Origin of the sequence: Streptomyces sp. NBC_00353, from assembly GCF_036108815.1 — a bacterium.
Taxonomy (GTDB): Bacteria; Actinomycetota; Actinomycetes; order Streptomycetales; family Streptomycetaceae; genus Streptomyces.
Genome location: NZ_CP107985.1, coordinates 207,500 through 233,325, shown reverse-complemented (window position 1 = coordinate 233,325; position 25,826 = coordinate 207,500). Strand labels below are relative to the sequence as shown.

The following is a 25,826-nucleotide window of genomic DNA, read 5'->3' as shown; positions in this document are numbered from 1 at the left end:
CATGGGGCGTGCATCCGGTGCAGCACCGGAGCTCTGCCGGTGATGTGCTGCTCCCACCTGTGTAGCCAGTCAGTGTGCTCGGGAGCGCCCGGCTGTGGTGTGGGGCACGCCGAGGCGTTCGAGCAGCAGTCCTTCTCGGGTGGACCAGGGGCAGATCTCGACGTTCTTGGCCCCGCAGGCTTCCATGAGGGCTTGTGCGATCAGGGCTCCGGCCAGGGACTGTTCGGCGCGGTGTCGGGAGATGCCCGGCAGCTTGGACCGGCGGGACGGTCCCGCGGCGGCCAGCAGGGAGACTGATGCGCGTAGTTGGGGTAGCGCGAGCTGCTGTCCGGCTTGCGGTGTCTTGCGCTGAGCGGCGGCGAGCCGGGCGAGCTGTTCGAAGGTCTTGGAGCAGGCCAGCACCCGCCCGCCCGGTTCGGCCCGCGGCAGGCCGGGGACGGCTTCCAGGGACCGGCGGAGGTGCTGCCGGACCTCGGCCAGCCGGTGTGGGGATGGTGCGGTGCCGCCGGGAAGCCAGTCCCGGGTGATCCTGCGGGCGCCCAGCGGCAGCGAGTAGACGACGCGGGGCCGGTCTCCGGTGCCGGAGGCGATCTCTACAGTACCGCCGCCGATATCCAGGACCAGCAGCTGCCCGGCCATCGAGCCTGCCCACTGGCGGGCGGCCACGTAGGCCAGCCGCGCCTCCTCCTCGCCGGTCAGCACGCGAAGGCGGGTGCCGGTGGTGCGTGCCACCCGCGCGATGATCTCGTCGCGGTTGGGCGCGTCCCGGATGACGGAGGTCGCGAACGCGAACACTTCCGGCCCGCGCAGACGCGGGTCAGCGGCGACGGCCTCGGCCACTGCCCGTTCGACGCTCTTCACGCCGGCCTTGTCCAGCCGTCCCTTGCGGTCGAGGGTCTCGTGCAGGCTCAGCCGCACCTTGCGGGAGAACACCGGCTCCAGCACCGTCCCCGGGCGCCGTCGCACCACCGTCAGCAACGCACTGTGGCACCCGACATCGAGCACACCTGCCTGTCGCATCCCATCGCCTCCCCTGGCACGGCCCTCGACCGGACCGGCTCCTTCCCCGATCCTCCGACAGCCCCGACGACGGCGCGACGGGATTCCAGCCCACCGCGTGAGCATAACGTCACCATCCGTGCCCCCTCCGCCCAGGCCCACAGGGGTAGAGCTGCGCCGACGGACGGGTGGTGTCGGTAGCCTCGCCCGGGTGATGGTGGCCAACGAAAGGACGAGGCTGGTCGTGCTGCGAGGGAACAGTGCCTCGGGGAAGTCGTCCGTCGCGGCCGGCCTCCGCGACCGTTTTGGCCGCGGTCTGGCGCTCGTGGGTCAGGACAACCTCCGCCGGATCGTTTTGCGTGAGCGGGACCGGGCCGGTGTGGCGGACATCGGCCTGATCGACCTGACGGCCCGCTACGCGCTGGACGCGGGGTACCACGGGTACCACGTTGTTCTCGAAGGGATCCTGTACGCCGGCCACGACGGCGCCGTGCTTGCCCAGTTGCGCGCCGACCACCTTGGCCCGAACCGCGGCTACTACCTGGACGTGCCGTTCGCGGAAACCCTTGCCCGGCACGCGACCAAGCCGATCGTGAACGATGTCGGGGAGGAGGCGTTGCGCGACTGGTACCGGGAACGTGATGTGTTGCCCGGGTGCGTTGAAACCGTCATCGGGGCGGACAGTTCCCTGCCCGAGACCGTCGACCGGATCATGCGCGACACTGGCCTGGCCGGCCTACCCGCACTGAAGAACTGACTGAATGAAACCCCGGCCAGCGGCGCAGGTCGCCCTACGCCCTGCAGGTGATGTCTCCCTACCGCACCTCGGGTCAGGCACATCGTCGCCGAGTTGAATTCCATTGTGTCGCCCTCCCGCGACCGGGTCTTGGCACGCCAGGTGGTGGTGCGTCGTCTGCTCGCTCTGGATGAGCCCGGCAAGCTGGCGTCTGTGCATGTGCGGATCGCCGCCGATACGGCGGGGGTCTGTGTACGTACGGTGTGGCGCTGGTTGGCCGTGGCCCGTGCGTCGGGGTGCGCTGAGACGACGTCGCTGCGGCGTGGTGGTTTCGCGTTCACCAACGAGTTATGGGCCCAACTGTCTGACCTGGGCGGAAACGTAGCGGCGCTCCACCGGCAGCTGCATGTTCCTTACGTGGCGCCTGCTATGCCGGAAATCGAACTTGGTCGCGGCGGTGGTTTCCTGCCCTGCTGGTAGTCCTCGACGGCCTGCCGGATCTCCGCCTCGGTGTTCATCACGAACGGGCCGTAGCGGGCGATCGGCTCCCGCAGCGGCACGCCGCCCAGCAGCAGCACCTCAAAGCGGCCGGTGCGGCCGCGCTGATGGGCCCCCGCCTGGACGGTGAGGACATCGCCCGCACCGAACACCGCCAGTTGCCCATCCCCGACGGGGCGCCTGTCGGCGCCCACGCTCCCCGCTCCCTGCAGGACGTAGACCATCGCGCTGAACTGCGGATCCCACCCGGTACGCAACTGCGCCTGGGGAAGCAGACTCGCGTGCGCATAGACGATGGGGGTGTAGGTCACGCCCGGTCCCTGGTAGCCGCCAAGCCCACCGGCGATCAGGCGTACCAGCGCCCCGCCGTCATCGGAGGTGAGCAGCCGCAGCTTGTCCGCCCGGACGTCCTGGTAACGCGGCTGCGCCCACTTGCGGGTGCGGGGCAGGTTCACCCACAGCTGGATGCCGTGGCTGAGGCCGCCCTTGGCCAGGACCTCCTCGCTGGGGACCTCGTCGTGCAGGATCCCCGACCCTGCGGTCATCCACTGTGTGTCCCCGTCCGATATCACGCCTCCGCCACCGTTGGAATCGTGGTGCACCACCGTGCCGTCGATGACGTAGGTGACAGTTTCGAATCCGCGGTGCGGGTGCCAGGGGGCGCCCTTGGCCTCGTAGGGCTGGTAGACGGTCTCACCGACGTGGTCGAGCAGCAAGAACGGGTCCGCATCGGGCAAAGCGGCACTCGGGAACGGGCGGTGCACCAGAAAGCCGGCCCCCTCCCGCTGCTGGGGTGCGGTGACCAGGCGGCGGACGGGGCGGTCGATGGCGGTCGCGTCAAGGCGCGGGAGGCGGGGGAGGACCAGGAGATCCTCGACGGTCACGGCCGGCATAGCGGTCCTTCGTATGTACGGTGCGGACGACGTCCAGCGCGACGACGTTCCGCTAGGAGGGGGGTACTTGCGTACCTCTGCCGAGGAGAACCCCGGCAGGCGGGCGGCGTCTCAGGGGCGGTCGGGCAGTCGTCGATGCGTCTGCCCCGACCCACGGGGCCGGCCCTATCGGCCGGTATCGCCCCGGGACGGTGTACCGCCGAATCTAGCTCGCGGACCTGGCACGGTCGCTGCCCGAAGCGGTCACACCTGCCACACATCGGGACCTCGTGGTGCGCCCCGGTCGACGCCCCTGCCCACGAGTGACGGATACCCGGTCCGCCGTAAGAACCACCACCGCGGCGCGCTCACCTGTTGAGGGGAGACGCGACCTCGGCCACGCGGCTGAGGCGACCACGGCACCCGCCATCGAGGCTGGATGGTGCGCCGCTTCCCCGTTGGTGGCGTCCGCCGTCCGGGCGGGAGACCGGGTGATCAGCCGGTCTCCCGCCCGGCTCTGGGGCGGGCGCGGCGGCGCGTGACCTGGCCGACAGCAGCCTCAGCCACGTCTCCCGGGCCGTGCGCTGGATCCGCGAGCACTACGCCGAGCCCTTCCGGGTCGACGAGGTGGCACGCATGTCCGGCATGAGTGTCTCCGCCTTCTACCGCAACTTCCAGGCGGTGACCGCGATGAGCCCCATCCAGTTCCAGAAGCAGATCCGGCTGCAGGAGGCCCGGCTGCTGCTCGCCACGCACCCGGGCGACGTCACCGGGGTCGGACACCGCGTCGGCTATGACAACCCGTCACAGTTCAGCCGGGAGTATCGCCGCCAGTTCGGCGCGCCGCCCAGCCGGGACGCCGCCCGCCTGCGTCAGGCTGTGCGCACCCCGGCAGGTGTCCTTCCTTGAGCAGGCCGCGCCACGCCGGAGGATCGTGCAAGGGCGAGTGAGAATCAGTGCCAGTTTGCGTTGGATCGCCTCGGTGGCCGGCCCGGTGCCCGGACCGAGTTCCACCACCACGGGCTCGCCCCGCTCCGGCACGGCGGCGATGAGCCGCTCGACCAGGCGGGCCGAACTCGGGATCAGGGAGGCCGTCCGGAGCGGGCTGCGCAGGAACTCGCGGGCGAAGAGCGCTGTTTCACTCATGCTGTGGCCCTTGCGGTGTGGTGGGATCCGGGGACGGGCAGGCATTTTCCTGCTCCGTAGGAGAACCGGTGATCCCGTGGCCAGCGCGAGAAGCGCGGTGTACCGACAAGGGTGGGCGGGCAGGCCATGGCGGCGGAGCTTGCGTGCGAGGGTGGCGGCGGAACGATGGGTTCCTGCGCTATAGCCGGGGAAGATCCAGGCGGTGCCAGGAGGCCGTCAGGGCACCGCGGCAGCTCGCCCAGCCCCACTGGGCGGTAACCGGGGCGCGGTGTGGCGGGGAGGGTGCGGCGCTGCGGGGCGCAGCGTTCGTGCTTTTGCTTCGGGGCGGGGCGGGGCGGGGCGCTGCGCCGTCCGTGCCGCGCGGCGGTGCGGGTCCGCTGCGCTTCCCCGTACCGTCTCACCGTGTGCCGGGCATCCCGCGCTCTCACGAGCTGCGGGTTGGGGCAGCCGGTCATCGGCCGCTCCGCGCCCGGCTTCCTCGCTTCGCGCTGCTTCAAGGAGAGCCCGCCGTGGCAGAGACGGCAGAGACGGCCGAGACGGCCGAGTCCGCGGGGCGCTATGCGCAGAGAGTCCACGTGGAAGTCGGGAACACCTCAACGTCTTGTCGTCTCGCCGTGTCGGGCGGGTGGACGAGTGTGGCTGTCTCTCCCGGCCCGAGGGGCGAACGTCACGTGGGGTCGGGTTGTTCAGGGAATGTGGCCGCTGAAGGCAATGTGGAGGATGAGCAGTAGCACTGCCATTAGCACGATGCCCCACGCCCTCAGGTACTCCCGCCAGAATGGCGGCGCGGGGTGGGCTGTTTCGTCGCCTGCCGCGGCTCGGCAACGATCGGAGCGGGCTACGTGCCAGGCAAGCAGTAATCCGAAGGCGGGCAGCAACCCGTAGAGAAGCAGAGCCCTGAAGTTCACTACGCCTCCCTTGAGCAGCCATAGCCCCGGTCAGAGGAGCCGAAAGCCACGGCCCTCACCTTTCTTCCCCGCTTCTCCGCCAGGCCAGACACCCGTCCATGCATTGATCAGACCGAAGACGCCGTCGCTGCACCACTGACCGAATGATTCCTTTGTCACACTCTCAACCCCCAAGCTTTGCTTGTGCAAGAGGTAAGTGTGTAATAGGTTCGTATCATGGCAAACCGGGGCGACGCATTCCACTCATCCAGCCAGAACACAACAAACCGAGACCAACCCGGATTCCATGACTCGAATTCGAACGAAGCCTGAACAGGCGGGCAAGGGGGCCATCGGCTCCTCGCCCCGGAAGACCTCGGGCGCCAGGCGCCTGGACGACTGAGCGGATGCTCGTAGAAGGAACGGAGAATGTGATGGCCGGTGTACAGGGAGTGACCTGGAACGAGCGGCGGCAATACGCGAGCCGTCTCTTCGAATCCCAGCGTTACCGCGCGGCTACCCGGGTCCTCACCGACCTGGTTGCCGCGGCACCCCGCAACCTGGACCTCCGCATGCTCCTCGCCCGCTCCTACTACTACACGGCACAGCTCTCCCTGGCCGAGGCGGAGCTGCGCAAAGTCCTGCGCGCCGAACCCACCCACGCCTCGGCCCACCTCGCTCTCGCCCGCGTCCTGGAACGCCAGCACCGCTGCTCCGAGGCCGCTCCGCACATGAGGATCGCGGACACAATGACCGCACGGGACCTCCTTGCCCTCAGGCACCCCAGCAGTTCATCCCCCCGCATGGCTGCCTGAAGCCGCTCCGGTAGGGCTTTGTCAGGTGTCTGGACGGGCGGTGCGCTCTGGTGGTCCGCCGCCAGTATGAGGGCGGATGAACTCGCGGCGTCTCATAGGTGGTTGGCGGAGTTGATCGGGTAGGTCACTGCGCCGGCGCGTGCTGACCAGCGGGTGAGGGCGACTGCGTCGGCGCAGCCCGATCGGGCCGATGAAGGGAGCCGATCCGCCGGACAGGCCCTTAAGGGGGTGGGCTGGGTTGCATGATGACGTTCAGGCAAGTGAGCACGGGCTCCGAGTACCGTTACTACCTGCGCCAGGTCGCGGTCGGCGACGGCCGTCGGCCCCGGGGGGAAAAGAACCTGGATCAGGCGCAGGAAGAGGCCGGGGCCCGCCCGGGGTGTGGATGGGCAAGGTGAAGCAGGCAGGACGCTTCGTGGGGTCCGCCAACTGATATGAGACATCTTGGTTGGGCGTGCCTTGCGAGGGGCGGGTCGCAGATGGAGTGCCTGACCCGCCCCGGTGGTCGACGACTGGGTGCCGGTGCGGTCGTAGGCGTGAGCTCATATGTCGTGCTGTTCGGGACCGGTCCGGGTCGGCGTCAGGGGAACTTCTCCGTGCGGCAAGTCTTACGCGTGGTCGCTGAGCCAGCCGGTGAGGAGCGGGCCAACGATCTCGGGGGCCTCGACCTGGGGGAAGTGCCCGACTGCCGGGTCCCCGTGTCGGACATGATCGCTCCGTTCATAGTCCACGGCAGCCTTAATAGGCTGGGCGCGTGAAATCGGTCCTCAGCCCCACCTTTTCCACGGTGAGCGCACAGGACAAAACAAGGGGCTCGGACGCACCGTAAGCCGGTCTCCACTCGACGAATGGCGGGGCCACTCCTGGACCGGGTACGGATCCCTGATCGGCGTGCTGATCGTGCTCGGCCCGGTGGTCCCCTCCCGCCGCCCGGCGTCCGCTGCCGGCCCCGACGGACAGCGCGGCCGAAGGGCCGTAGCCTCAAAGGCGAGGTACGGCTCAGTGGATGCCGCAGATGACACACAGACTCATCTGTCGCTGGCCAGACGGCCCGGCCCGCGCGCCGACCGGACGCGGACGGTTAGTCCTCTCCGGGGCGGCAGGCTGCTGCTCACCATTTGGAAGGCTCCCATGACTACGACCTACGCACCGGCCGCACTGATCACAGGCGCGTCCTCAGGGATCGGATGCTCCTACGCCGAGCAGCTGGCCCGGCGCGGGTACGCGCCAATCCTGGTTGCCCGCCGCGCGGACAGGCTGGCCGAACTCGCTGAAACCATCCACCGGGACACGGGACTCAAGGCCACCGTGCTCGCCGCCGACCTGGCTGAGGAGGCCGGCTTGGCAAGGGTCGAGAAGGTGGTCATCGACCACGACACCCTTGCCGTGGTCGTGAACGCGGCGGGTCTAGGCGGACTGGGCCCGGTGCTCCAGATCGAGCCCGCGACGCTCAACCACGTCGTCGCGGTGAACGTGCTGGCGCTGACCCGCCTGTCCCGCGCGGCGCTACTCTCCTTCTCCAAGCGCGACTCCGGCACTTTGATCAACGTGTCGTCGATCGGCGCGTTCAAAGTCCCGCCCAACGGCGCAGCCTACGGCGCCTCCAAGGCGTACGACCTGCTCTTCTCGCGTGGACTGCAACACGAGGTCGAGGGCAGCGGAATCCGCGTCCAGGTGGTGCTGCCCGGCCCCGTCCGCACGGAGTTCTTCGACGCCGCCGGCATGGAGTCCTCTGCATTCCCGCAGGAGTCGTTCGTCGATGCGGACGACTTCGTCCGCGCCGCGCTCGTAGGTCTGGACCTCGGCGAACTCGTCTCCATACCCACGCTTCCCGACACGGCAATACTGCAGGACGTCACGTCTCGCCAGGAGCGGTTGCGGGACGCCGCAGGGCTCCGCGGCATCATCGCCGACCGCTACACCGAGCCCCGCAGTGGATGACCCCTCTGTCGACGACACCACCAATGTTCCTCTCCGGGAATGGATCGACAAGAACTCAGCGCGTGCCCCGTCAGCAAGCCCCCGGCCTCAGCGGAGCTGTCGTCGTGTGCCCGCCAGGGATTACGGGACAGCCCTTGACTACGTGGCCAATCTCCCGGCCTACCGGGCGCCGCAACGCGCCCAGATCGCGTCGTAGACGGCGCGGCGGCATCCGGACTGGTTCCGCCGCCTGCGCATCCGCTGGGAGATCCGCGACGACATCCACCACGCGTTCGTCGCCCTTGGCTGCGCCGCCATCTGCTGGCGACGACTGCGCACCGCACTTTGTCGAGAGTAAGGGCAGGCGATGCGCCCCAGGGGATGGCCTGCTCGATGCGTCAGAACGCATTCGTAGCAGTCGGGCCCGCGCAGCCTCACATCCGGGATCTCAGCACGTCGACCTCACAGCCCGGCGCGAACGGGTCGAAGCCGTGCTCGATCAGCCAGCGAACTGCCAGCAGGCTTCGCAACGACCACCACGCGTGGATCACGTCGAGGTCGATGTCGGTGCCATAGCCGGCGATGACGTCGTCGAGGTGCTCCTCGTGTCCGAGCGTGAAGGTGGCGAGGTCGTACAGGGCATCACCCTGGCCCGCCTCGGACCAGTCGATGACGCCCGTGACCTCGTCGCCGTCGACGAAGACGTGCGCGATCTGCAGGTCGCCGTGCGTGAACGCCGGAGTCCACGGCCGGAGCGCGGCCTCGGCGACCTGGCGGTTGCGGGTGACCAGGTCAGCGGGCAGGAGGCCGTTCGTCACGAGCAACTCGCACTCGTCGTCGAGTTCCGCCGCCAGCGCGACGATGCTCCGGCCGGCCCGGCCGGGCCGGGGCGGCAGCGGCGCGTCGTGCAGCTTCCGGATGGCGGCGCCCGCCGCGGCCCACGCCGCCGACGACCCGGTCGACGGCCCGCCGAGGCGCCCAAGCGTCGTCCCCGGGAGTGCGGCGATGGCGAGCACGGGCGGCTTGCGCCACAGGACCTCCGGGGTCGGGACCGGCGCGAGGGACATCGCATCGACCTCGACGTCGATGCGTGCCTGATCGGCGTCCACCTTCAGGAACACGTCGCCGACGCGCAGGGTCGCGCGCTCGGAATGGGCGACAACGACTTCGACCTCATCCATGGGCGACCAGTATCCCGGGGATGATCGCCGACGTCGCCGGGTTTATCGCGTGCGATTACACGGCTGACCACGTCCCGATACCCGGCGGTCTCGTGCACGACACCGACCTCTGACCAGGTCAAAGCCCACCACTTTTGTTAGGAGTCCTAAGCCTCGGCCTACTTTTGCGACGAATCGGGTACATGATTCGTCCACCCCCACACGCAATAACAAGCACACAGAGGGGGCGATATGAGTCTGAAACAGCACGTCCGGACCCGGGCCACCGTGATACGCACCGGGGACACCACAGCCGGTATCTCCGCCGCCCGGTGGTCCTGACCCCAGTTCGGGTACAGGTTCTTGCTCATCAGGAACGTGTTGTACGTCAGAACCCGCAGCGACGGGGTGTCCGCCGCCGATGCGCGCGGCGTGTTGGCGGCCGGCGTGACGGCGACGAGCGCGGCGGTCAGAGCCACGCCGGAGGTGCGACGGAGCGCGGTGAGCGGCACGGGGTCTCCTGCTTCTGCTGATGAGGTGTGGAACAGGCAACACACATCACATCAGCAGGAGTTACTCACGGGCAGAAGTTGGATGTCGGGAGTCCTTCCATCGGCGTACCAACGGCTGTGGAGGTGCCTCAGCGCAGCGTCGCGTAGACGATGAGGTTGTCCACCGGGTGGCCCTGAGCGTCGAATGCGCCGTCGCAGGTGATGAGGCGGAGGACGCGGTCGTCGGTCGCGCCGTACACCTTCTTCGTGGGGAACGCCTTCTTGCTCACGGATTCCGTGCCGGTGACGGTGAAGTGGGCCACCTGACCTCGCTCGTTGCGGATGACGATGTCCGCGCCCTTGCCGATCTTCTTCAGATCGTGGAAGACGGCCCTGCCGAATCGGGTGTCGTTGTGCCCGATGACCACGGCTGCTCCGCGCTCGCCGGGGATCGCGCCTCCCGTGTACCACCCTGCTGTCATGCCCTTCTCCGCCGGCGGGACTTCTACGGTGCCGTCCGCGTTGAGGCCGAGTCGTATCAGGGAACTCGTCACGCCGATCGAGGGGATGGCCACTTGGGTGGGAGCCGCGGGTTGTTCGGCCCTGGGGGTGACGGAGGAGCCGGACGGCGGCGTGGTGGCGGAGCGGTGCGAGGGGGCGTGGGCTGGTTCCTCCGCGGCGTGGGTCATGCAGCCGGTGAGTGGGGCGAGAGCGAGGACGAGGGCAAGGCAGACGTGCGTCGGGTGTGCGGCGGATCGCCGCAGCCGGTGGTGCGTACGGGGCATGTGGGTTCCAGTGCGGAGAGGTGGTGCGGGAACAGGCAGTGGCGCCGCCCTGAGGGGCGGCGCCACTGCTGGTGGTCAGCCGTTGCGGTGCGCGGCCGCGCGGCGGCGCAGTACGAGGGTGCCCGCGCCCGCCAGGACGAACGCGGCAGCGGCCGAGCCCGCGAGGGCAGTGGTGTTGTCGCTCGTCGGTCCCAACGGGCGCTCGCCCGCGGCCACGCCGCCACGGGGCTCGGCGGAGTCGCGCTTCGAGGGACGGGCCGGGACCGCGCTGGGCCGGTCGCCCGCGGCCACGCCGCCACGGGGTGCCGCCGACGGCGCCTCGCCCCGGGTGGGCTTGCTCGCATCGGTTCCCCTGGTGGGCGCCGGGGTCCGCTCGGTGGCGGCCACCGATGGCTTGGGCTTTGCGTCGGAGGCGACCGATGCGACGGCCGTGGCCGACGGGACGAGTACCGCGCCCGCCGCGACAGCGGTCAGGACGGCGGTGCGCAAGGACATTCGGGGACGGTGGGACATACGTGGCTCCAGTTCCAGCCCGGCTTTGGTGGTGCCTGGACGCCGATTCGCACCAGGCGCCGGACATGCCGTCAGCCTGGCGGGACCTTGTGAAGAAGCTGTCAGAGCGCTGTGGTCATCGCATCAGCCCGGATGACCGGCGGACGATCCCCGACGGTCCGCGCCCTCTGGTCGCCGGCCCGGGACCTGCACCGGCTCGCTCGCTGGCCGGCCTGCCGGCAGCCGTAGCGTGAAGACCGAGCCTTCCCCTTGCGTACTCACCGCGCTCGCGCCGCCACCATGCGCCTCGGCGAGCTTCCTGACGATCGCCAGGCCGAGACCGCTGCCGCCGGTGCGGCGGGTCCGGGATTTCTCGGCTCGCCAGAAGCGGTCGAAGACGTACGGGAGGTCCTCGGCCGAGATACCGGTTCCCGTGTCGGCGACGTCCACGACCACCTCGTCACCCGACTCGGTGCCGTACGCGCACAGGGTCACGCGTCCCCCCGACGGCGTGTGACGCACCGCGTTGGACACCAGGTTGTCGATGGCCTGCCGCAGTCGCACCGGGTCGGCGGTCAGTTCGGGGGACGGGGATCCGGGCGCCGGCTTGCGTACCGTCAGGGTGACACCGGCCGTTTCGGCCCGGGCCCGGTGCGCCGCGGTGATCTGTCCGAAGAGGTCGAGGATCCGTACCGGCTCCGGGTGCAGACGCAGCGCGCCCGCGTCGGCCGCGGCCAGGTCCTGGAGGTCGTCGATGATGTGTTGCAGCTGGACCGCTTCCTCCAGGAGCGAGGAGATGAACGCCGGCTCGGGGTCGGCCAGGCCGTCCTGTGCGGCCTCCAGCCAGCCGCGGATGTTGCTCAGCGGGGTACGCAGCTCGTGGGCGACATCGCTGACCATCATCTTCCGCTGTTCCTCGAGGCGCGCACGGTGCGCCGTCATGTCGTTGAAGGCTGCGGCCAGGCGCCCGATCTCGTTGTCATCGGCGACCAGTACGGCCGCCGATTCCTCACCGTCCCGCATCCGCTGGGCGGCCCCCGTGAGCGCCCGCAGCGGACGTACGAGCCGGGCCCCGGCCAGCACCGAAGCACCGACGGTGAGGGCGAGGACGAGGGCGGCGACGCCTGCGATCCGAGCAGTGTTCGCCGGTGAGAGGTCGAAACCGGGCACGGTGGCGCCGTTCGCGTCCCCGATGAACAGCAGCGCGGGCGAGGCGACATACGAGCTCAACTGCTCGTGGCGGGCGGTGCCCACGCACGACGCGATGGCCCGGTCGGCGTCACTGCTCCGGACGGCCGGTACGGGTGTGGGGGCGGAGGACCGGCGGACCGGTGCCGCGCTCGGCTCAGGCTTGCTTCCCTGGTCCCAGGAGAGGTCCAGCCGCAGGTCGACGACCATCCGGCCCTGGCGGTCCAGACAGGCATTGGCCAGCTTGTTGAGCGTGCCGAGCGCCTTCTTCTCGGTCCTGGTGGGCTCGTCCAGTGCGTCGGTGCTGCATCTGGTGCCCAGGATGCGGTCGGGATCGTTGCCCACGATCTGGATGCGAGGGCGCCCGCTGGGCCCCTCGACGACGTCCGAGGCGATCCCTACATCATTGAGACACGACACGACTTCGTCGGCGGCTCGGCGCAACTGCGTACGTTCCGCCGTCGGCAACCGGAACGGCCCGACGGCCCGCGGGTCGACGCGGTCGGCCGCTGTGTCGCTCGTACCGGTGGTCTGCGCCGCGAGCGCGGTGTCCACGGACAGCGGGTCGACGATCGCGGAGGCCTGCGTGGGCAACGCCGGCGGCGAGGACCCGGCCGCGGAGTCGACGATGACCTCCCGGTTCTGGGTGGTCAGTGCGATCCGGCGATCCGACTGGCGGGCCAGATCACGCACCGTCGCCCCGACGTCGTCCCATCGGGGGTGGCCCGCCGCGAAGCCGAGCAGTTCGTTGTAGATCCGGGCGTCGGCGGTCAGGTTCTGGCCCTGCTCCTGTTTGATCGCGCCGGAGGTGGTCTGGACGGCGAGCCATGCGGTGGCCGCCACCGAACAGGCCGCCACCAGCACCGATACGGCAAGCAGCCGTCCGAGCAGGCTCTTGCGGAGCGGCAGCCGCTGCGGGTCCCACGGCCGGCCACGCCGGTCCTTCCGGCTACGACGAGGCACGCGGCGCCCTCTTGGCGGCCGGGTCGGTCAGCTTGTAACCCACACCGAAGACGGTGAGCAGCCGGGTCGGCTTGCGCGGCGCGGGCTCGATCTTCTTGCGCAGGTTCATGATGTGCACGTCGACCGTGCGGTTGCTGATGTACCGGTCGAAGCCGTGCAGTTCCTCCAGGAGCCGCTGTCTGCTGAAGACCCGCTCGGGTTCGGCGGCCATCGCGGCGAGGATACGGAACTCGCCGGGGGTGCACTCCACGTACGCCCCGTCGACCGACACCTCGTACCGGACGGGGTCGACCCGGAGCGCGCCCACGGACAGCACCTCGTCGGTGGCGCCGGTGGCGCCGGTGGCGGGGGGCACATCCGGTGTCCGGCGGGTGCGGCGCAGGAGCGTACGGACCCGGGCCATCAGCTCACGCGGGCTGTACGGCTTGGTCATGTAGTCGTCGGCGCCGAGGTCGAGGCCGAGCAGCAGATCGTCCTCGGTGGTGCGGGCCGTCAGCATCAGGACGGGCAGTTCCCGGCGCTCGGCACGCAGCACACGCAGCACGTCCAGACCGTCCGCCCGCTCCATCATCACATCGAGAACAAGCAGGTCGGGCTCTTTGTCTTTGTGCCGCACCTCGTCGAGCGCGGCGAGCCCGTCCCCGACGACCGTGACCGCGTGGCCCTCGTGTTCGAGGTAACGGCGTACGAGTTCGGCCTGCTTCTCGTCGTCTTCGGCGACTATCACGTTTGCGCACACGAGGTCGATCGTAGGCGAGTGCGGGGTGCGGTCCGGTGGGCGAGCCCGCGCGGCAGACCGGCTCGGCCGGCGTGCCGTCTTGCCGCTGGGGTGTGTGCTCGCCCTGGCCGGAGTCGCCCTCATGTCGGTTGACGCACTCGTGTTCGTCGTGGGCGGCCTGAGCGTCCTGGTGATCGGATTCTTCATCATCCACGGACTCGCGAGCGGTTGGGTAACGGCCCGCGCCGCCGACATCAGCACCGGCCAGGCCGCGTCCTTCTACCTCTGTTCTTGGCCAGTGCTCCGCCCTTCAGGGCGGGGGTGAAGGCCATCCTTGGCCCGGAGGCGCGCAGCGCCGGAGTGCTCTGCGGCTGCGGGGTGACGGTCAGATGGGACGCTGCTGGTTTTCGATGTACTGCTTTACGACGGTCAGGGGTGCCCCGCCGCATGATCCTGCGAAGTAGGAGCCGGACCAGAAGTGTCCGCCCCACAGGTACCGGCGGACGTGGCTGTCGTACTCCTGGCGGAGCCTGCGGGAGCTGACGCCCTTGAGGGAGTTGACCAGCTTGGAGAGCTGGACCTTGGGCGGGTAGTGCACGAGCAGGTGGACGTGGTCCTGCTCGCCGTTGAACTGTTTAAGCTCGGCCTCGAAGTCGGCGCAGACCTCCCGCATGATCTCTTCGGTGCGGGTCAGCATGGCGTCGGTGAACGCCTTCCGCCGGTACTTCGTGACAAAAACCAAGTGAACGTGCAGGTTGTAGACGACGTGACGTCCGGTGCGCACATCGGGATTGGGTTTCCAGCGCGGTGACATAGACCAATGCTATGCTCTCGGTTGTGAGTCAAGGCACCCTGGTAAAGCGGCAGTTCGGGCACCGTGCCCGGCTTTCGCTGTCTCCTGCTGGGATTCGCACGGCGGATGATCAGGCGCACGCGGCCCGCACGATGTGGAATCTTCTCCACGCGTGGTGGCGGATGATGCCGAAGGAGAGGCGGACGCTCGCGAACGCGGATGAAGCGATCCGTCAGGCACGTAAGGACATTGACTTCCTCGCCGTGCTGCCGGCCCAGGCCGCGCAGGCCGTGCTGAAGACGTACTTCCAGGCGTGGAAGAACTGCTGGGAGGGTCGCGCCGACGCCCCGAACTTCAAGGGCCGCTTCCGCACGGTGATGTCGGTGGACATCCCGCAGGGCCGGGACCTGAACGTCGTCCGTGTGCACCGCCGCTGGGGCGTGGTCAGCATTCCCAAGGTGGGCCGGGTCCGCTTCCGGTGGACCCGAGACCTTCCGGTCGGCAAGCGTGCAGGCGCGGAGAACCGGATCACCGGGGCACGGCTGGTCAAGGACGCGCTCGGCTGGCACATCGCCTTCCGTGTTCAGACCTTGGAGGTCAGGCCCGAGCCTCACCGGGGGCCGGACGTCGGCATCGACGTGGGTGTCACCGTGCCGCTGGCCCTCTCGGACGGCGAAACGTACGAGCACGGCGAATGGCTGACCGGCAAGGAGAAGGCCAGGCTTCTGCACCTGGAGCAGCGCGCCGCGCAGCGTAAGCGGCACCGCAAGCCCGGCGAGCGCACCAGCCGCCGGCTGCACCGCACCTACGACCAGATCGCAGGACTGCGCGCGAAAGCCAAGCGCCGGGCCCTGGACTGGCAGCACCAGACGACCACCGTCATCGCTAAGCGGTACGGCACCGTAGTGGTCGAAGCACTCACCATCACGAACATGGTCAAGTCAGCCAGGGGAACCATCGAGGAGCCGGGGAAGAACGTTGCCCAGAAGTCTGGGCTGAACCGCTCCATCAGCGGGGAGGCATGGGGCCGGACGGTCACCATGCTGACGTACAAGACCGCCCAGCTCGGCGGCACCCTGCACAAGGTCCCCGCCCCCGGCACCTCCCAACGCTGCTCAGCGTGCGGCTTCACCACGCCCGGCAACCGGGAGGACCAGGCCGTGTTCGTGTGCAAGAACCCGGACTGCGGCTGGTCGGGCAACGCCGACCACAACGCAGCCCGGAACATCTTGCACCTGTACCGCATGGGCCTCGCGCTCATCCCGGCTGCCGGGAGGGCAGTCGTCAGGCGCGCGAAGCGCGTCAAGCCCGCTGCCGCAAGGTAAGCAGGAATCTCCCGGCTTCAGCCAGGAGAGCACTTCAACTCGTGTCCTTCTACATCGGCTCGTCGATGTTCGGAAACCTCGGCAGTACGGCGTGGTCGCACGCCGGCTGGCCCGGCGTACTGGCGCTCGCTGGCAGTCTGCTCACCGTGGCGAGCGTGCTGGCAGGGGGTTGCGGCGCATTCCGGCGCTAACGCCCTGAGCGGCTGCGGGCCCGGCTGCGCGGCTCAGAGTCCCGAGCAGGTCGATGCTGCGCTCCTACGGCGCCACCATCTCTGCCGTGAATGCCTCAAGCGAGGACGGACCTCGCACATCTCCTCAGGGGTCACACCTGATACAAGCTCACGCGGTACCCGGCAGACGGCAGTTGGGGTACCTAACGAAGCTCTACTAGTAACTCGTAATTTAGGAATTATTATTGACACGCGCCGGTAACCGCTGCAAGATCCTGGAAACCGACCGCAGGCGCGCGGGGATTGACTGGTCCGAAGGCCGACCGCCGCACCCTCCACGAGGGAGCGGTACCTCAGACTCACGACCAGTCCGGGTCGGCACGCCTGATCGAAGGATCCGATGTGAAACGACATCTCACCGTCCTCCTCGCCCTCCTGACCGGCTTGCTGGTCGTGGCAGCACCCGCCCACGCCGGGCCGGCGGCCGGCACTGTCGCCGTCACGGCGCCAGCACCTCAGCAGGTGCTGAGCCCGACGCCGTACATGGGCTGGAACACTTACTACGCGCTGGGTGGCGATCCGACCGAGGCCGAGGTCAAGTCAATAGCCGACTTCTTGGTCAGCAGCGGTCTGCGCGACGCCGGCTACCAGTACGTCTGGATCGACGGCAATTGGGCGGCGCCGACCCCACGCAGCTCGGCCGGCGACTTGGTGGCCAACCCCGACCAATTTCCGAACGGGCTGAAGCCGCTGGTCGACTACATCCACGCCAAGGGCCTGAAGGCCGGCATCTACACCGACGCCGGCCCGTACATCCCGGGCAAGTGCGGACTCGGCAGCCACGGCTACTATCAGCGCGACGCGGACCAGTTCGCCGCCTGGGAGTTCGACGCGGTCAAGGTGGACTACCTCTGCGGGATCGCCGCGGACCTCGACCCGAAGACCGTCTACACCGAGTTCGCGCAGGCGTTGCGGAACAACGCCAGCGGGCGCCCCATGATCTTCAACCTCTGCAACCCGGTGACCTCCCCGGACTGGGGCAACTACCCGGAGGAGCAGCAGTCGACGCACTCCTGGACCTACGCGCCGGCGATCGCGCAGTCCTGGCGGACGTACACGGATGTGGGTTTCGTCGGCGAGATCAAGTTCAAGGACGTGCTGCGGAACTACGATGCGAACGCGCGGCACCCCGAGGCCGCCGGGCCGGGGCACTTCAACGACCCGGACTACCTGGGACCTGAGCTGGGGATGACCGACGAGGAGTTCCGTACCCAGATGACGCTCTGGTCGGTGGCGGCCGCGCCGCTGCTGATCGGCAGCGACGTCCGTAAGCTCAGCCAGACCTCGCTCGACATTCTCGCGGACCCCGATGTACTCGCGATCAACCAGGACACCGCCGGCATCCAGGCCGTCCGCGTCGGCCCCGCCGGTACGACGGAGACCTGGGTGAAGCGGCTGGTCAACGGTGACCGTGCCGTGATGCTGCTGAACCGGGGCGACAGCCCAACGACCCTGACCACGAAGGCGTCGTCGGTCGGGCTGTCCGGGGATCGGTTCACCCTGAAGAACGCCTGGACCAACCGGGTCACCGAGAGCGCCGGCACCATCAGTGCCGCCGTCCCGGCCCACGGCGCGGCCCTGTTCCGGGTCGGCCCGGCCACGGGCAAGCCCGGTGTCCCGCACGTCGTCGCCGGCCTTCCGCAGGTGACGCAGGTCGGTGGCGACGCGGTGCCGGCCGGGGCCGCCCCGCTGGTCGCCGGCGGCGACCAGGCCCGGGTCGAGGTCACCGTCCGTAACGACGGTGCGCAGCCGGTCTTCGCGCCGCAGGTTGAGCTGACGGTGCCCGCCGGCTGGACGGCCCGTCCGCTCGGCAAAGCGCCGAAGCTGCTGCGCTCCAACCATTCCGCGACCTTCGCCTTCACGGTGACCCTGCCGGCCACCGCCGCGCCGGGCAGCACCGCGCTGACCGGCAAGACGTCGTACAAGGTGATCGGTAAGGGACGCCTGCGGCAGGAGACGGCCACGGCGGTAGTCGTCGCACCGGCAGCGCCGGACGGCGACGTCGTACTGTCGCACCACAAGTGGATCAGCGCCACCAGCGGGTGGATGAGCCCGACGGTCGACCTGAGCGTCGGTGGTTCGTCGCCGATCAGCATGCTCGGCCAGGTCCACCCGACCGGTATCGGGGTCGCCTCACCCTCCGCGGTCCGCTACTACCTCGGCGACAAGTGCAGCCGGCTGACCGCGACCGTCGGCATCGACGATGCGGTGCGCAACGTCGGCCCGGACGGCGGCACGTCGACCTTCCAGGTGATCGGTGACGGCCGGGTGCTGTTCGACAGCGGTGTGCTGACCCGCGACGACACCCGCCAGGCCGACATTGACCTGACCGGCGTCCGCGTGCTCGACCTGGTGGTCGGCGACGGCGGCGACGGCGGCTACAACGACCGCGCCAACTGGGCCGGTCTGAACGCCACCTGCTGATTCGGCTCGGCCGCACCCAGGTGACACCTCACCTGGGTGCGGCCGATTCGCCAAGACTTTGAGACGCCGTGGCGCGGTTACATGCCACGGCGTCGTGATGTTGGGCCGGCCCGCATGGGGAGCGGACGGCGTCAGGCGCGCCGCAGCACAACGAGTTCGGGGCCCTCGATGACTTGAGCCTGATGCGGACCTGGGAGTAGAACGTCGGCGACGCCACATGCAGCATCGGGAAGATCACGAATTCAAGTGGCGTCCCTGTCCGCCTCATGGTGATCACAGCAGATCGCACGGCATACCCGGTCACCTCGATGATCTGCATGATGCCGGGCCGCGATCGGTTCGTCATTGCCGAGCAGGGCGGATGGGCCCTGCACTTCAAGGTGCTGGCGATCTTCATGAGTCTTCCAGCTAGGAAGTGCTGCAAGGCGACAAGGTCACGTCCAACGGCGCGACGTCACGAATGCCGGGCTGCTATGACCTGAACTTCGTCCGTTGCCCTTCGGAGATCACCTCGACGGAGCTACGGCCCGGACCGGCTGCGGTTTGTAGAAGGTGCCGTCTCGGAGCATCGCGAAAAGGACATCTGCCCGGCGCCGGGCGAGGCAGAGCAGGGCCTGCGTGTGGTGCTTGCCCTGGCTGATCTTCCTGTCGTAGTAGGCCCGCGATGCCGGGTCGCCCAAGGCAGCGAACGCGAAGAGGAAGAAGGCCCGTTTGAGCTGTTCGTTTCCCCTCCGGGAGGGCTGTTCGCCGCGGATCGAGGACCCGGAACTGCGGGTCGCCGGGGCGAGGCCGGCGCAGGCGGCGAGGTGGTCGGCGGTCGGGAAGGTGCTGGAGAGCCCGGGCAAGGATCACCACCTGCTGTCGCGCACCGGCACAACCTCGATCACGCGGACATGTCACCTGCGCACCGTCGATCCGGGTGGCCGCGGTGACGGGCCCCGGGGCGCAGGGCGGCGCCGATGCCGTGGCGGCGTCGAGCGGTCTGGCTCACCGAGAGGCCCACATGGATCAGATGAGGCTCGCGAACGGGTGTGGTTGACGGTGCCGACCGCCTTCGCGCGAAAATGCAGCAGGGCCTGGTCTATCTCTGAAGGTCCATGGGCCGACGGTGGCCCGGTGTCCCGCCCTCCCGATCGGGGTAGCCGTGCGGGCAGCCGACGCCCGCCGATGCCCTACCGGAAAAGGAGCACGCCCATGCGCCTCTACGCCCAGACCCCGGCACGTCGGAGCCGCCAGGTCCTCGCAGACCTGATCGCGGCGGCCCTGATCTACGCCGCGGTGAAGCTGGCCTTGGCCGTGCACGACGCGATCGGGCGACTGGCCGGTCCGGGCCGCAAGGCGGAAAGTGCCGGCAACAGCCTCTCCGACGGACTCGTCGACGCGGGCGACGCCGCCTCGAAGGTGCCGTTCGTCGGAGGTCAGTTGAAGAAGCCGCTCAGGTCCGCCGCCGAGGCCGGCACCGGGCTGGCCGACGCAGGTCGTTCGCTCCAGGACACGGTGGGCCACGTGGCGATGCTGACCACGGTCGCCCTGATCGTCATCCCGGTGGTGTTCGTGCTGCTGCTGTGGCTGCCCCCGCGCCTGCGCTGGATCCGCCGCAGCGCCGTCACCCGGCGCCTCGCCGCCGATCCGGGCGGCGCCGACCTCCTCGCGCTGCGCGTCCTCACCGGCTCGCAGCGCGAACTCGCAGCGCTGCCCACGCCACCCGGCGGCCTCGCAGAGGCTTGGCGGCGCGGCGACAAACAGGTCATCGCCGACCTGGCGGCGATCGGCCTGCGGCAAGCGGGTCTACGCGCCTGACTGCGATGTGCCGGTTTGGTGTCGGTGGGTGGGTGTCAGTGACGGCATGTCAGGCCAGGCTGTTTTTTGCTGCTGGTGGGGTGTTGAGCACGGGGGAGTCACTGACATGGAGCGGTGTCTGGTGCCGTCGTGGCTGTCATGGGGCGGTACACCCCGCCTTGTTTGAACGGCGCTTCTGATCCTTCGGTGGCTGTGCGGCGGCACGGTGGTCGGTGTCGGTTTTGCGCGGTGCCGGCCCAGCCATGAGTGTCGCGGCCGTCTTGGACGTTCGCGTACGTCTCGCGCCGGGCCGGGCTCCACGCCGCCTGCTCGGAGTGAGAGAGCCGGCCATCGTCAGTGGAACGAGCTCACCGCGGCCGCCACGTGACACCACCACCCGCAAAGATCACGATCTACAGCTGCCGTGTCTGACCTCCAACTTCCTTGTACGTCCATCGAGTTGTTGCATCCATGCTTGCGCTGCCGATGGCGCTCTGGCAGCATGCCTCGGGATTACGGGGGGCAAGATCAACGACTTCCACATCCAGCGGATCGGCTTCCACCAAGTCGCCGACTCTGGTTTCGTGCATTTTCCTGCAATTAGTTCAGCGCGTTGTCCGGGATGCTTCTTCTATATCCCGTTCTGCGAGACCATCTGCTCCTTCTGCACACTGAACCGAGGTCTCGGCACGACCGGCGACGAGGCGATCGAGCTCTACGTCCAGGCGCTGATCAAGGAAATCCAGATCAAGGCCCAGTACGAGTCGGTCACGTGCCGCCCGATCAAGGCCATCTTCTTCGGCGGAGGAACGCCGACCACGCTGACCCCGGCGCAGATTCGCCGCATCGGGAAGGCCATTCACGATCACTTCGACATGTCCCAGATCGAAGAGTTCACCTTCGAGATGGAGGTGAAGAGCATCGACGAGGAGAAGGTCGTGGCGATGCGGGAGATCGGAGTGAACAAGGCCCGCTTCGGCATGCAGACGTTCGACCCGGTCTACCGGGAGCTCTTCAACATCACCGCGACGCTGGACCAGACGTACGAAGCCGCCGCCCTGCTCCAAGTACTTCGACTACACCAGCTTCGACATCATCTACGGCATGCACGGCCAGACCATCGAGCAGTTCAGCAAGGAAATACAGTCGGCCGTCGACATGGGCACCGAAACGATCGAGTTCTACCCGATCACCAACATCGTGACGCAGGCCTCGCTGCACCATGGATATGTGCGGAACAACCTCAAGCCGCTCAGCTTCATGAACAAGATGGCGATGTCCATCTATCTCAACCACTACATCCGCGCCTGCGGCTTCCAGCAGCACAACGGCAACGGGTTCTACCGGATCCCCGAAGGTCGGCAGCCCGACCCGACCTTCATCTCGCGGGCGTACACCAACCTCTACAACAGCTTCTTCTGGTCCCACAGCGACGACGACCTCATCGGTTTCGGCAACTCTGCCGTTTCGCAGACCGGCGCCTACACGATCTCGAACGACGAGAACCGGGCCACCTACACCAAGAACCTCCTGGAGACCGGCGACTTCAGGATGAACCTGATCCAGGCCGACGACATCCCCTACGAGAAGTCCCTGGTCTTCCGACTCCCGTTCTTCGGCTACGTACCCAAGAGCCGCCTTGAATGGGACCGTATTCCGCAGGAGTTCAAGGACAAGCTGGGGAACCTCATCGCCGAGGGTCTCATCGTCGAGGACACGGACGAATACCGCATCACCGAGCTCGGCTGGTACTGGTACGTCAACATGATGTACTACATGTCCCCCGATTCGGACCAGAAGATCCTGGACGACTTCGTTGCGCTGAAGGACCGCGTGCGGGGCATCACGGACGGCGAGCGCCGTATGGTCTCCCTCCCCATCGTCTGACGCACAAGCATCACATTGCCGGCAACGAAGACCAGGGGATACACGTGAAACCCGCACAGGAGTCCGCTCCCGAGGACAGCAATGCCAAGAAACATCGGGAAGCGAATCATCTAATCATCGCAGGCAGTCTGCTCAACGCGATTGCCTTCTTCTCGGCCTCACCGTTTCTGACCCTGTACCTCAAGGACCACAGCCAGCTCAGCCTGGCGGTGATCGGCGGGGTCGTCGGAAGCATCGCGCTGATCAGCGCCATCGGCGGCATCGTCGGCGGCGTCATGGTGGACCGCCTCGGCGCCGTGATCTGCATCAGGGCGGGCCTGGCCATCTACATCGTCATCTACCTCCTGCTCGCCCTGGTGGAGGCGACGGCCGTGATCGTCGCCCTGATCATGCTGCTGGGCTTCGGGCGGCTGCTCATCGAGCCGGCGATGAAGAAGTTGATGTCCCTCGCCGGAGGGGACGACGGCAGCATCTTCCGCTTCCGGTACATGACCCTGTGCATCGGCGCCATCGTGGGGCCGGCCGTCGGCGGCCTTCTCTATCTGGGCGGTTCGGTCTACCTCTTCGTGTGCCCTGCCGCGCTGTTCGCCGCGTACTTGCTGCTCCTGGCGGTCCGGGGTTCGACCCTCATCGCACTGGAGCCGGAGGCGGCCGCCACCGGCGAGGGTGAGGCCAAGCAGTCCTACGCCGACCTCTTCCGCGGCCTCGTCCGCGACCGCCGACTCATGGCCGCCATCGGTGCCGGCATGGTGATCTTCCTGGTGTTCTCCCAGATCGACTCGATCATCCCCCTGTTCATCAAGGCGGAGAACGAGGACCGGGCGGTGGCCATCATCGCCTCGCTCCTCATGGTCAACGCCGTCCTCGGCATCCTCGTGCAGGCGCCCATCGCATGGCTCGGGAAGAAGCTGCCCGAGCGGTCCCTCGTCGTGATGGGCTGCGTCGCCTTCGCCGCGGGGCTCATCCTGTTCCTGGGCATGCAGGTGAGCCCGGTGTTCCTCTACGTGGGCATCGTGCTCTGGACCCTGGGCGAGGCGATCCTGCTGCCCATGCCCGACATCGCCATCCACAAGATGGCGGAGGACGGGCAGAAGGGCACCTACTTCGGGCTGGCGGAGCTGCGCTACGTCGGATTCTTCGTCGGCCCCGTCATCGGCGGTGGTCTGCTGGCGATCGGCGCCACGATCTACTTCGTCACCATGGCGGTAGCGATCTTCGGGTGTGTTCCCCTGCTCGTACGGAACATCGCCCGCCGCGCACCGGTAGCGGAGGTCGTGCCGTGATCGTGGTAATGAATCGCGTTCCTGCCAGCCTCACACCGCTGAGCGAATGGCTCGCCGAAGTCGCGGACGACGTGGCGCTCGTCACGAGCCTGCAGGCGGCCGACGGCTACCGGGACGGGTTCCCAACGCTGATCGAGGTCGACGACTACCCGAACAGCGACGGCGTGGACGAAGCGCTCGACGGGCTGTGCCGGTCCAACGACGTCACGCGTATCGTGCACGTGACCGAGGAGGACATGGCGGGTTGAAGTACAGGCCCACGACGTCGTAGACCTTCTCCACGAACAACGGGTCCGTCGACAGCTTGAAGGTGTCCGCCAGATGCGCCAGGATCCGGCGGGCAGTCAAGGCCCGCGGACACTTCCCCAACGAGCAGGCCACCTTGAAGTGCGTCTACATGGCGATCATGTCCCTGGACTCCACCGGCAAGGGACAAGCCCGCTGGACCATGCGCTGGAAGACCGCACTCAACGCCTTCGACATCAGCGTCGACGGGCGCCTCTCCGCAGCCCGTCAATAACTCCAACAAACCCAGTACACCGCTCGTTTGGCAGGTCCTGGGCATCAGCCACGACGAGTTGATCTCTAAAAAACAGCGTTTGTCGACAGGTGCGGGAGTGAGTTCGTGATCACTCGGCCCGTGAATGTCGAGCAGACATGACGGCGCTGCCGTGGAGGCGGCGATAAATGGGGAGGCGGAAACCAGCGGCGCGTTGGCAGGATGGCCGCGCTCAACACCCGACAGGAAAGGACCCGACGACCGTGGCTCGTGCCATTACTTTGATCCGCTCCGCCTCTCTGTCCGACATCGCCGAGTACGCCTACGCGGCCACGGCGCCCGCCGAGTCACGCCTGATCTTCCTCGCTGGGGCGTGTCCGCTGAACGAGGACGGCTCCACGGCAGCGATCGGGGATTACGCGGGCCAGGCAGCGAAAGCCATGGAGAACATGAAGGCTGCCCTCTCTGCCTCAGGTGCGTCGCTGCAGGACGTCATCAGTACCCGGGTCCTCGTCGCATCGGCCCGGCGGGAGGATCTGGTGGCTGCCTGGCAGGTAGTCCGGGACTTGTTTGCTGACCATGATGCCCCCAGCACCTTGATGGGTGTCACCGTGCTCGGCTACAAGGACCAACTCGTCGAGATCGAAGCGGTCGCCGCCGTGCTCGATTCTTGAGACCTCTTCCAAGGACACAGCGAACGCGAGACGGCCAGCCGTCCGCCAGGGTGGTGGCCGTCGAGGAACGTAGGATGCGGTCAGACGGCCTTGGGGCTGCTCGTGCTCGGGTACTGGCGAGGCGGGGCTCACCAGTAGCTAAGTTCGCCGTTGCCTGTGTACGTGGGGGTCTGGCCCGTCCATTTGATGTCGCTCTCCGGAACCGCACCGACCAAGGCAGCGCTCAAGAAGCTGATCCTGCAGCTTGCTCGAGAGAACGCACAGTGGGGGCACCGGCGGATCCAAGGCGAGCCGGCCCGACTCGGACATCCCGTCGCCGCATCCACGGTATGGAAGATCCTCCACGCGGCGGGCATCGACCCGGCCCCACGCCGCGCCGGCCCGACCTGGCGGGAGTTCCTCACGAACCGGGCCCAGGGCATCATCGCCGTCGACTTCTTGCATATCGGCACTGTCCTCGGCAGACGCCTGTACGCGCTGGCGTTCCTCGAACACGGCACCCGGCGCCTACACATCGCCGGCATCACCGCCCACCCCACCCGCGAGTGGGCAGTGCAACAGGCGCGGAACCTGACCGCCGACCTGTGCACGCGCATGGAACCCCTGCGCTTCCTCCTGCGTGACCGCGACGGCAAGTACGGCCAGTCCTTCGACGCCGTCTTCGAGGCCGAGGAGATGGAGATCCTCAAGAGTGCACCGCGAGCTCCTCGGATGAACGCCCACTGTGAGCGGGTGATCGGCAGCATCCGGCGTGAGGCCCTCGACCATGTCCTCATCATGAACGAGGCCCACGCCCGGCACGTCCTGGCCGCCTACGAGCGGCGCTACAACGAGCACCGCCCCCACCGAGCACGCAACCAACTACCTCCGGGCGCCGACCAGCAGCCCATCACCGTGCACGACCTCGAAGTCCGCAGACTCCTGCGCACCCGCATCCTCGGCGGCGCCATTAACGAGTACCGCTATGCGGCTTGACCTGCAGCGACGACTTTCCGAGCTTCACGCAGGAGGACACCGCGCTGGTCATGGTCACCGACGGCGTGGTCGAAGGGCCGGGCCTGACGCTGGAAGCCGGACTGGAACGAGCCGGAATGCTGGCCGCCCAAGCCCTCCACGACGGACTGAACGCCGAGGCGACCGCTGACCGCATCCTCGACGCCGCGGTCGCGGTGGACCACCTCGACGACGTGGCCGTCCTGGTCATCCGGCGCACGTAACGCCGCCCTTCGCTGCGCGCTATGTGCCCGGTGGCAAGAGCTGAT

General features: G+C 68.1%; 20 protein-coding genes and 6 pseudogenes. 16 read left to right on the top strand and 10 right to left on the bottom strand.

Features of this window, described 5'->3' with window-relative positions:
• Positions 1 to 69: 69 nt before the first annotated feature.
• Positions 70 to 1,020 carry a Ppx/GppA phosphatase family protein gene (locus tag OHA88_RS01085; protein WP_328623808.1) on the bottom strand — a complete coding sequence of 317 codons (951 nt, stop codon included), beginning with the start codon at positions 1,018 to 1,020 and terminating at the stop codon, positions 70 to 72.
• A gap of 193 nt (positions 1,021 to 1,213) precedes the next feature.
• Between OHA88_RS01085 and OHA88_RS01080 the strand changes: the two genes are divergently transcribed.
• Complete coding sequence (locus OHA88_RS01080) at positions 1,214 to 1,756, top strand: kinase (RefSeq protein WP_328623807.1); 543 nt, start codon at positions 1,214 to 1,216, stop codon at positions 1,754 to 1,756.
• A gap of 392 nt (positions 1,757 to 2,148) precedes the next feature.
• Here OHA88_RS01080 and OHA88_RS01075 read toward each other — a convergent pair whose 3' ends face one another.
• A complete protein-coding gene (locus OHA88_RS01075; protein WP_328623806.1) occupies positions 2,149 to 3,126 on the bottom strand; it encodes a pirin family protein in 978 nt (325 codons plus the stop codon).
• Between the two features lie 519 nt (positions 3,127 to 3,645).
• Between OHA88_RS01075 and OHA88_RS01070 the strand changes: the two are divergent.
• The 3 genes and pseudogenes from OHA88_RS01070 to OHA88_RS01060 form a co-directional block, all read left to right on the top strand.
• Positions 3,646 to 4,014, top strand: a pseudogene (locus tag OHA88_RS01070) (helix-turn-helix domain-containing protein); the annotation flags it as partial.
• A 1,558-nt stretch (positions 4,015 to 5,572) separates the two neighbouring features.
• The gene (locus tag OHA88_RS01065; protein WP_328623805.1) at positions 5,573 to 5,953 is read left to right on the top strand and encodes a tetratricopeptide repeat protein; all 381 of its coding nucleotides are present in this window, start codon (positions 5,573 to 5,575) and stop codon (positions 5,951 to 5,953) included.
• A 1,131-nt stretch (positions 5,954 to 7,084) separates the two neighbouring features.
• Positions 7,085 to 7,894 carry an SDR family NAD(P)-dependent oxidoreductase gene (locus tag OHA88_RS01060; protein ID WP_328623804.1) on the top strand — a complete coding sequence of 270 codons (810 nt, stop codon included), beginning with the start codon at positions 7,085 to 7,087 and terminating at the stop codon, positions 7,892 to 7,894.
• Positions 7,895 to 8,307: 413 nt separating this feature from the next.
• On the opposite strand, the gene OHA88_RS01055 is transcribed toward OHA88_RS01060, so the two are convergent.
• The 7 genes and pseudogenes from OHA88_RS01055 to tnpA all read right to left on the bottom strand — a co-directional run bounded on the left by OHA88_RS01055 (position 8,308) and on the right by tnpA (position 14,484).
• Complete coding sequence (locus tag OHA88_RS01055) at positions 8,308 to 9,054, bottom strand: phosphotransferase family protein (protein WP_328623803.1); 747 nt, start codon at positions 9,052 to 9,054, stop codon at positions 8,308 to 8,310.
• A 293-nt stretch (positions 9,055 to 9,347) separates the two neighbouring features.
• A pseudogene (locus OHA88_RS01050) lies at positions 9,348 to 9,545 on the bottom strand (sphingomyelin phosphodiesterase); the annotation flags it as partial.
• A 128-nt stretch (positions 9,546 to 9,673) separates the two neighbouring features.
• Positions 9,674 to 10,309, bottom strand: a complete 636-nt coding sequence (locus OHA88_RS01045; RefSeq protein ID WP_328623802.1) for a class F sortase — start codon at positions 10,307 to 10,309, stop codon at positions 9,674 to 9,676.
• Positions 10,310 to 10,384: 75 nt separating this feature from the next.
• Complete coding sequence (locus OHA88_RS01040) at positions 10,385 to 10,822, bottom strand: hypothetical protein (RefSeq protein ID WP_328623801.1); 438 nt, start codon at positions 10,820 to 10,822, stop codon at positions 10,385 to 10,387.
• A gap of 123 nt (positions 10,823 to 10,945) precedes the next feature.
• Complete coding sequence (locus OHA88_RS01035; RefSeq protein WP_328623800.1) at positions 10,946 to 12,952, bottom strand: sensor histidine kinase; 2,007 nt, start codon at positions 12,950 to 12,952, stop codon at positions 10,946 to 10,948.
• Entirely contained in the window at positions 12,939 to 13,691 is a 753-nt protein-coding gene (locus tag OHA88_RS01030; RefSeq protein ID WP_328623799.1) for a response regulator transcription factor, read from the bottom strand. Before OHA88_RS01030 ends, OHA88_RS01035 begins: the two co-directional genes overlap by 14 nt.
• A 364-nt stretch (positions 13,692 to 14,055) precedes the next feature.
• Positions 14,056 to 14,484, bottom strand: a complete 429-nt coding sequence (gene tnpA / locus OHA88_RS01025; protein ID WP_328623798.1) for an IS200/IS605 family transposase — start codon at positions 14,482 to 14,484, stop codon at positions 14,056 to 14,058.
• A gap of 23 nt (positions 14,485 to 14,507) precedes the next feature.
• On the opposite strand from tnpA, the gene OHA88_RS01020 reads away from it, so the two are divergent.
• The 3 genes from OHA88_RS01020 to OHA88_RS01010 all read left to right on the top strand — a co-directional run bounded on the left by OHA88_RS01020 (position 14,508) and on the right by OHA88_RS01010 (position 18,442).
• Positions 14,508 to 15,788, top strand: coding sequence for an RNA-guided endonuclease InsQ/TnpB family protein (locus OHA88_RS01020; protein ID WP_443044144.1), 1,281 nt, complete (start codon positions 14,508 to 14,510; stop codon positions 15,786 to 15,788).
• A 41-nt stretch (positions 15,789 to 15,829) separates the two neighbouring features.
• Positions 15,830 to 15,979, top strand: coding sequence for a hypothetical protein (locus OHA88_RS01015; protein ID WP_328623796.1), 150 nt, complete (start codon positions 15,830 to 15,832; stop codon positions 15,977 to 15,979).
• Positions 15,980 to 16,360: 381 nt separating this feature from the next.
• Positions 16,361 to 18,442, top strand: coding sequence for an NPCBM/NEW2 domain-containing protein (locus OHA88_RS01010; protein WP_328623795.1), 2,082 nt, complete (start codon positions 16,361 to 16,363; stop codon positions 18,440 to 18,442).
• Positions 18,443 to 18,948: 506 nt separating this feature from the next.
• On the opposite strand, the pseudogene OHA88_RS01005 reads toward OHA88_RS01010, so the two are convergent.
• Positions 18,949 to 19,266: pseudogene (locus tag OHA88_RS01005) on the bottom strand (transposase); the annotation flags it as partial.
• 370 nt (positions 19,267 to 19,636) lie between these two features.
• Here OHA88_RS01005 and OHA88_RS01000 point away from each other — a divergent pair.
• The 9 genes and pseudogenes from OHA88_RS01000 (at position 19,637) to OHA88_RS00960 (ending at position 25,781) form a co-directional block, all read left to right on the top strand.
• The gene (locus OHA88_RS01000) at positions 19,637 to 20,242 is read left to right on the top strand and encodes a hypothetical protein (RefSeq protein WP_328623794.1); all 606 of its coding nucleotides are present in this window, start codon (positions 19,637 to 19,639) and stop codon (positions 20,240 to 20,242) included.
• A gap of 242 nt (positions 20,243 to 20,484) precedes the next feature.
• Positions 20,485 to 21,228 (top strand): annotated as a pseudogene (locus OHA88_RS44380) (radical SAM protein); the annotation flags it as partial.
• Between the two features lie 97 nt (positions 21,229 to 21,325).
• The gene (locus OHA88_RS00990; protein WP_328623792.1) at positions 21,326 to 22,108 is read left to right on the top strand and encodes a hypothetical protein; all 783 of its coding nucleotides are present in this window, start codon (positions 21,326 to 21,328) and stop codon (positions 22,106 to 22,108) included.
• A 44-nt stretch (positions 22,109 to 22,152) separates the two neighbouring features.
• Positions 22,153 to 23,391 carry an MFS transporter gene (locus OHA88_RS00985; protein WP_328623791.1) on the top strand — a complete coding sequence of 413 codons (1,239 nt, stop codon included), beginning with the start codon at positions 22,153 to 22,155 and terminating at the stop codon, positions 23,389 to 23,391.
• Entirely contained in the window at positions 23,388 to 23,639 is a 252-nt protein-coding gene (locus OHA88_RS00980) for a hypothetical protein (protein ID WP_328623790.1), read from the top strand. The genes OHA88_RS00985 and OHA88_RS00980 overlap by 4 nt, the downstream gene beginning before the upstream one ends.
• Before the next feature lie 77 nt (positions 23,640 to 23,716).
• Positions 23,717 to 23,911 (top strand): annotated as a pseudogene (locus OHA88_RS00975) (transposase); the annotation flags it as partial.
• 242 nt (positions 23,912 to 24,153) lie between these two features.
• A complete protein-coding gene (locus tag OHA88_RS00970) occupies positions 24,154 to 24,564 on the top strand; it encodes a RidA family protein (RefSeq protein ID WP_328623789.1) in 411 nt (136 codons plus the stop codon).
• Between the two features lie 198 nt (positions 24,565 to 24,762).
• A pseudogene (locus OHA88_RS00965) lies at positions 24,763 to 25,539 on the top strand (integrase core domain-containing protein); the annotation flags it as partial.
• Entirely contained in the window at positions 25,536 to 25,781 is a 246-nt protein-coding gene (locus OHA88_RS00960) for a SpoIIE family protein phosphatase (RefSeq protein WP_328623788.1), read from the top strand. The pseudogene OHA88_RS00965 and the gene OHA88_RS00960, both read left to right, overlap by 4 nt.
• Positions 25,782 to 25,826: the final 45 nt, after the last annotated feature.

Excerpts from the sequence above, each read along its gene's own strand:
- OHA88_RS01085 (WP_328623808.1), bottom strand. The coding sequence starts at position 1,020 with ATGCGACAGGCAGGTGTGCTCGATGTCGGGTGCCACAGTGCGTTGCTG.
- OHA88_RS01080 (WP_328623807.1), top strand. The coding sequence starts at position 1,214 with ATGGTGGCCAACGAAAGGACGAGGCTGGTCGTGCTGCGAGGGAACAGT.
- OHA88_RS01075 (WP_328623806.1), bottom strand. The coding sequence starts at position 3,126 with ATGCCGGCCGTGACCGTCGAGGATCTCCTGGTCCTCCCCCGCCTCCCG.
- OHA88_RS01065 (WP_328623805.1), top strand. The coding sequence starts at position 5,573 with ATGGCCGGTGTACAGGGAGTGACCTGGAACGAGCGGCGGCAATACGCG.
- OHA88_RS01060 (WP_328623804.1), top strand. The coding sequence starts at position 7,085 with ATGACTACGACCTACGCACCGGCCGCACTGATCACAGGCGCGTCCTCA.
- OHA88_RS01055 (WP_328623803.1), bottom strand. The coding sequence starts at position 9,054 with ATGGATGAGGTCGAAGTCGTTGTCGCCCATTCCGAGCGCGCGACCCTG.
- OHA88_RS01045 (WP_328623802.1), bottom strand. The coding sequence starts at position 10,309 with ATGCCCCGTACGCACCACCGGCTGCGGCGATCCGCCGCACACCCGACG.
- OHA88_RS01040 (WP_328623801.1), bottom strand. The coding sequence starts at position 10,822 with ATGTCCCACCGTCCCCGAATGTCCTTGCGCACCGCCGTCCTGACCGCT.
- tnpA (WP_328623798.1), bottom strand. The coding sequence starts at position 14,484 with ATGTCACCGCGCTGGAAACCCAATCCCGATGTGCGCACCGGACGTCAC.
- OHA88_RS01000 (WP_328623794.1), top strand. The coding sequence starts at position 19,637 with ATGCGCCTCTACGCCCAGACCCCGGCACGTCGGAGCCGCCAGGTCCTC.
- OHA88_RS00990 (WP_328623792.1), top strand. The coding sequence starts at position 21,326 with ATGCACGGCCAGACCATCGAGCAGTTCAGCAAGGAAATACAGTCGGCC.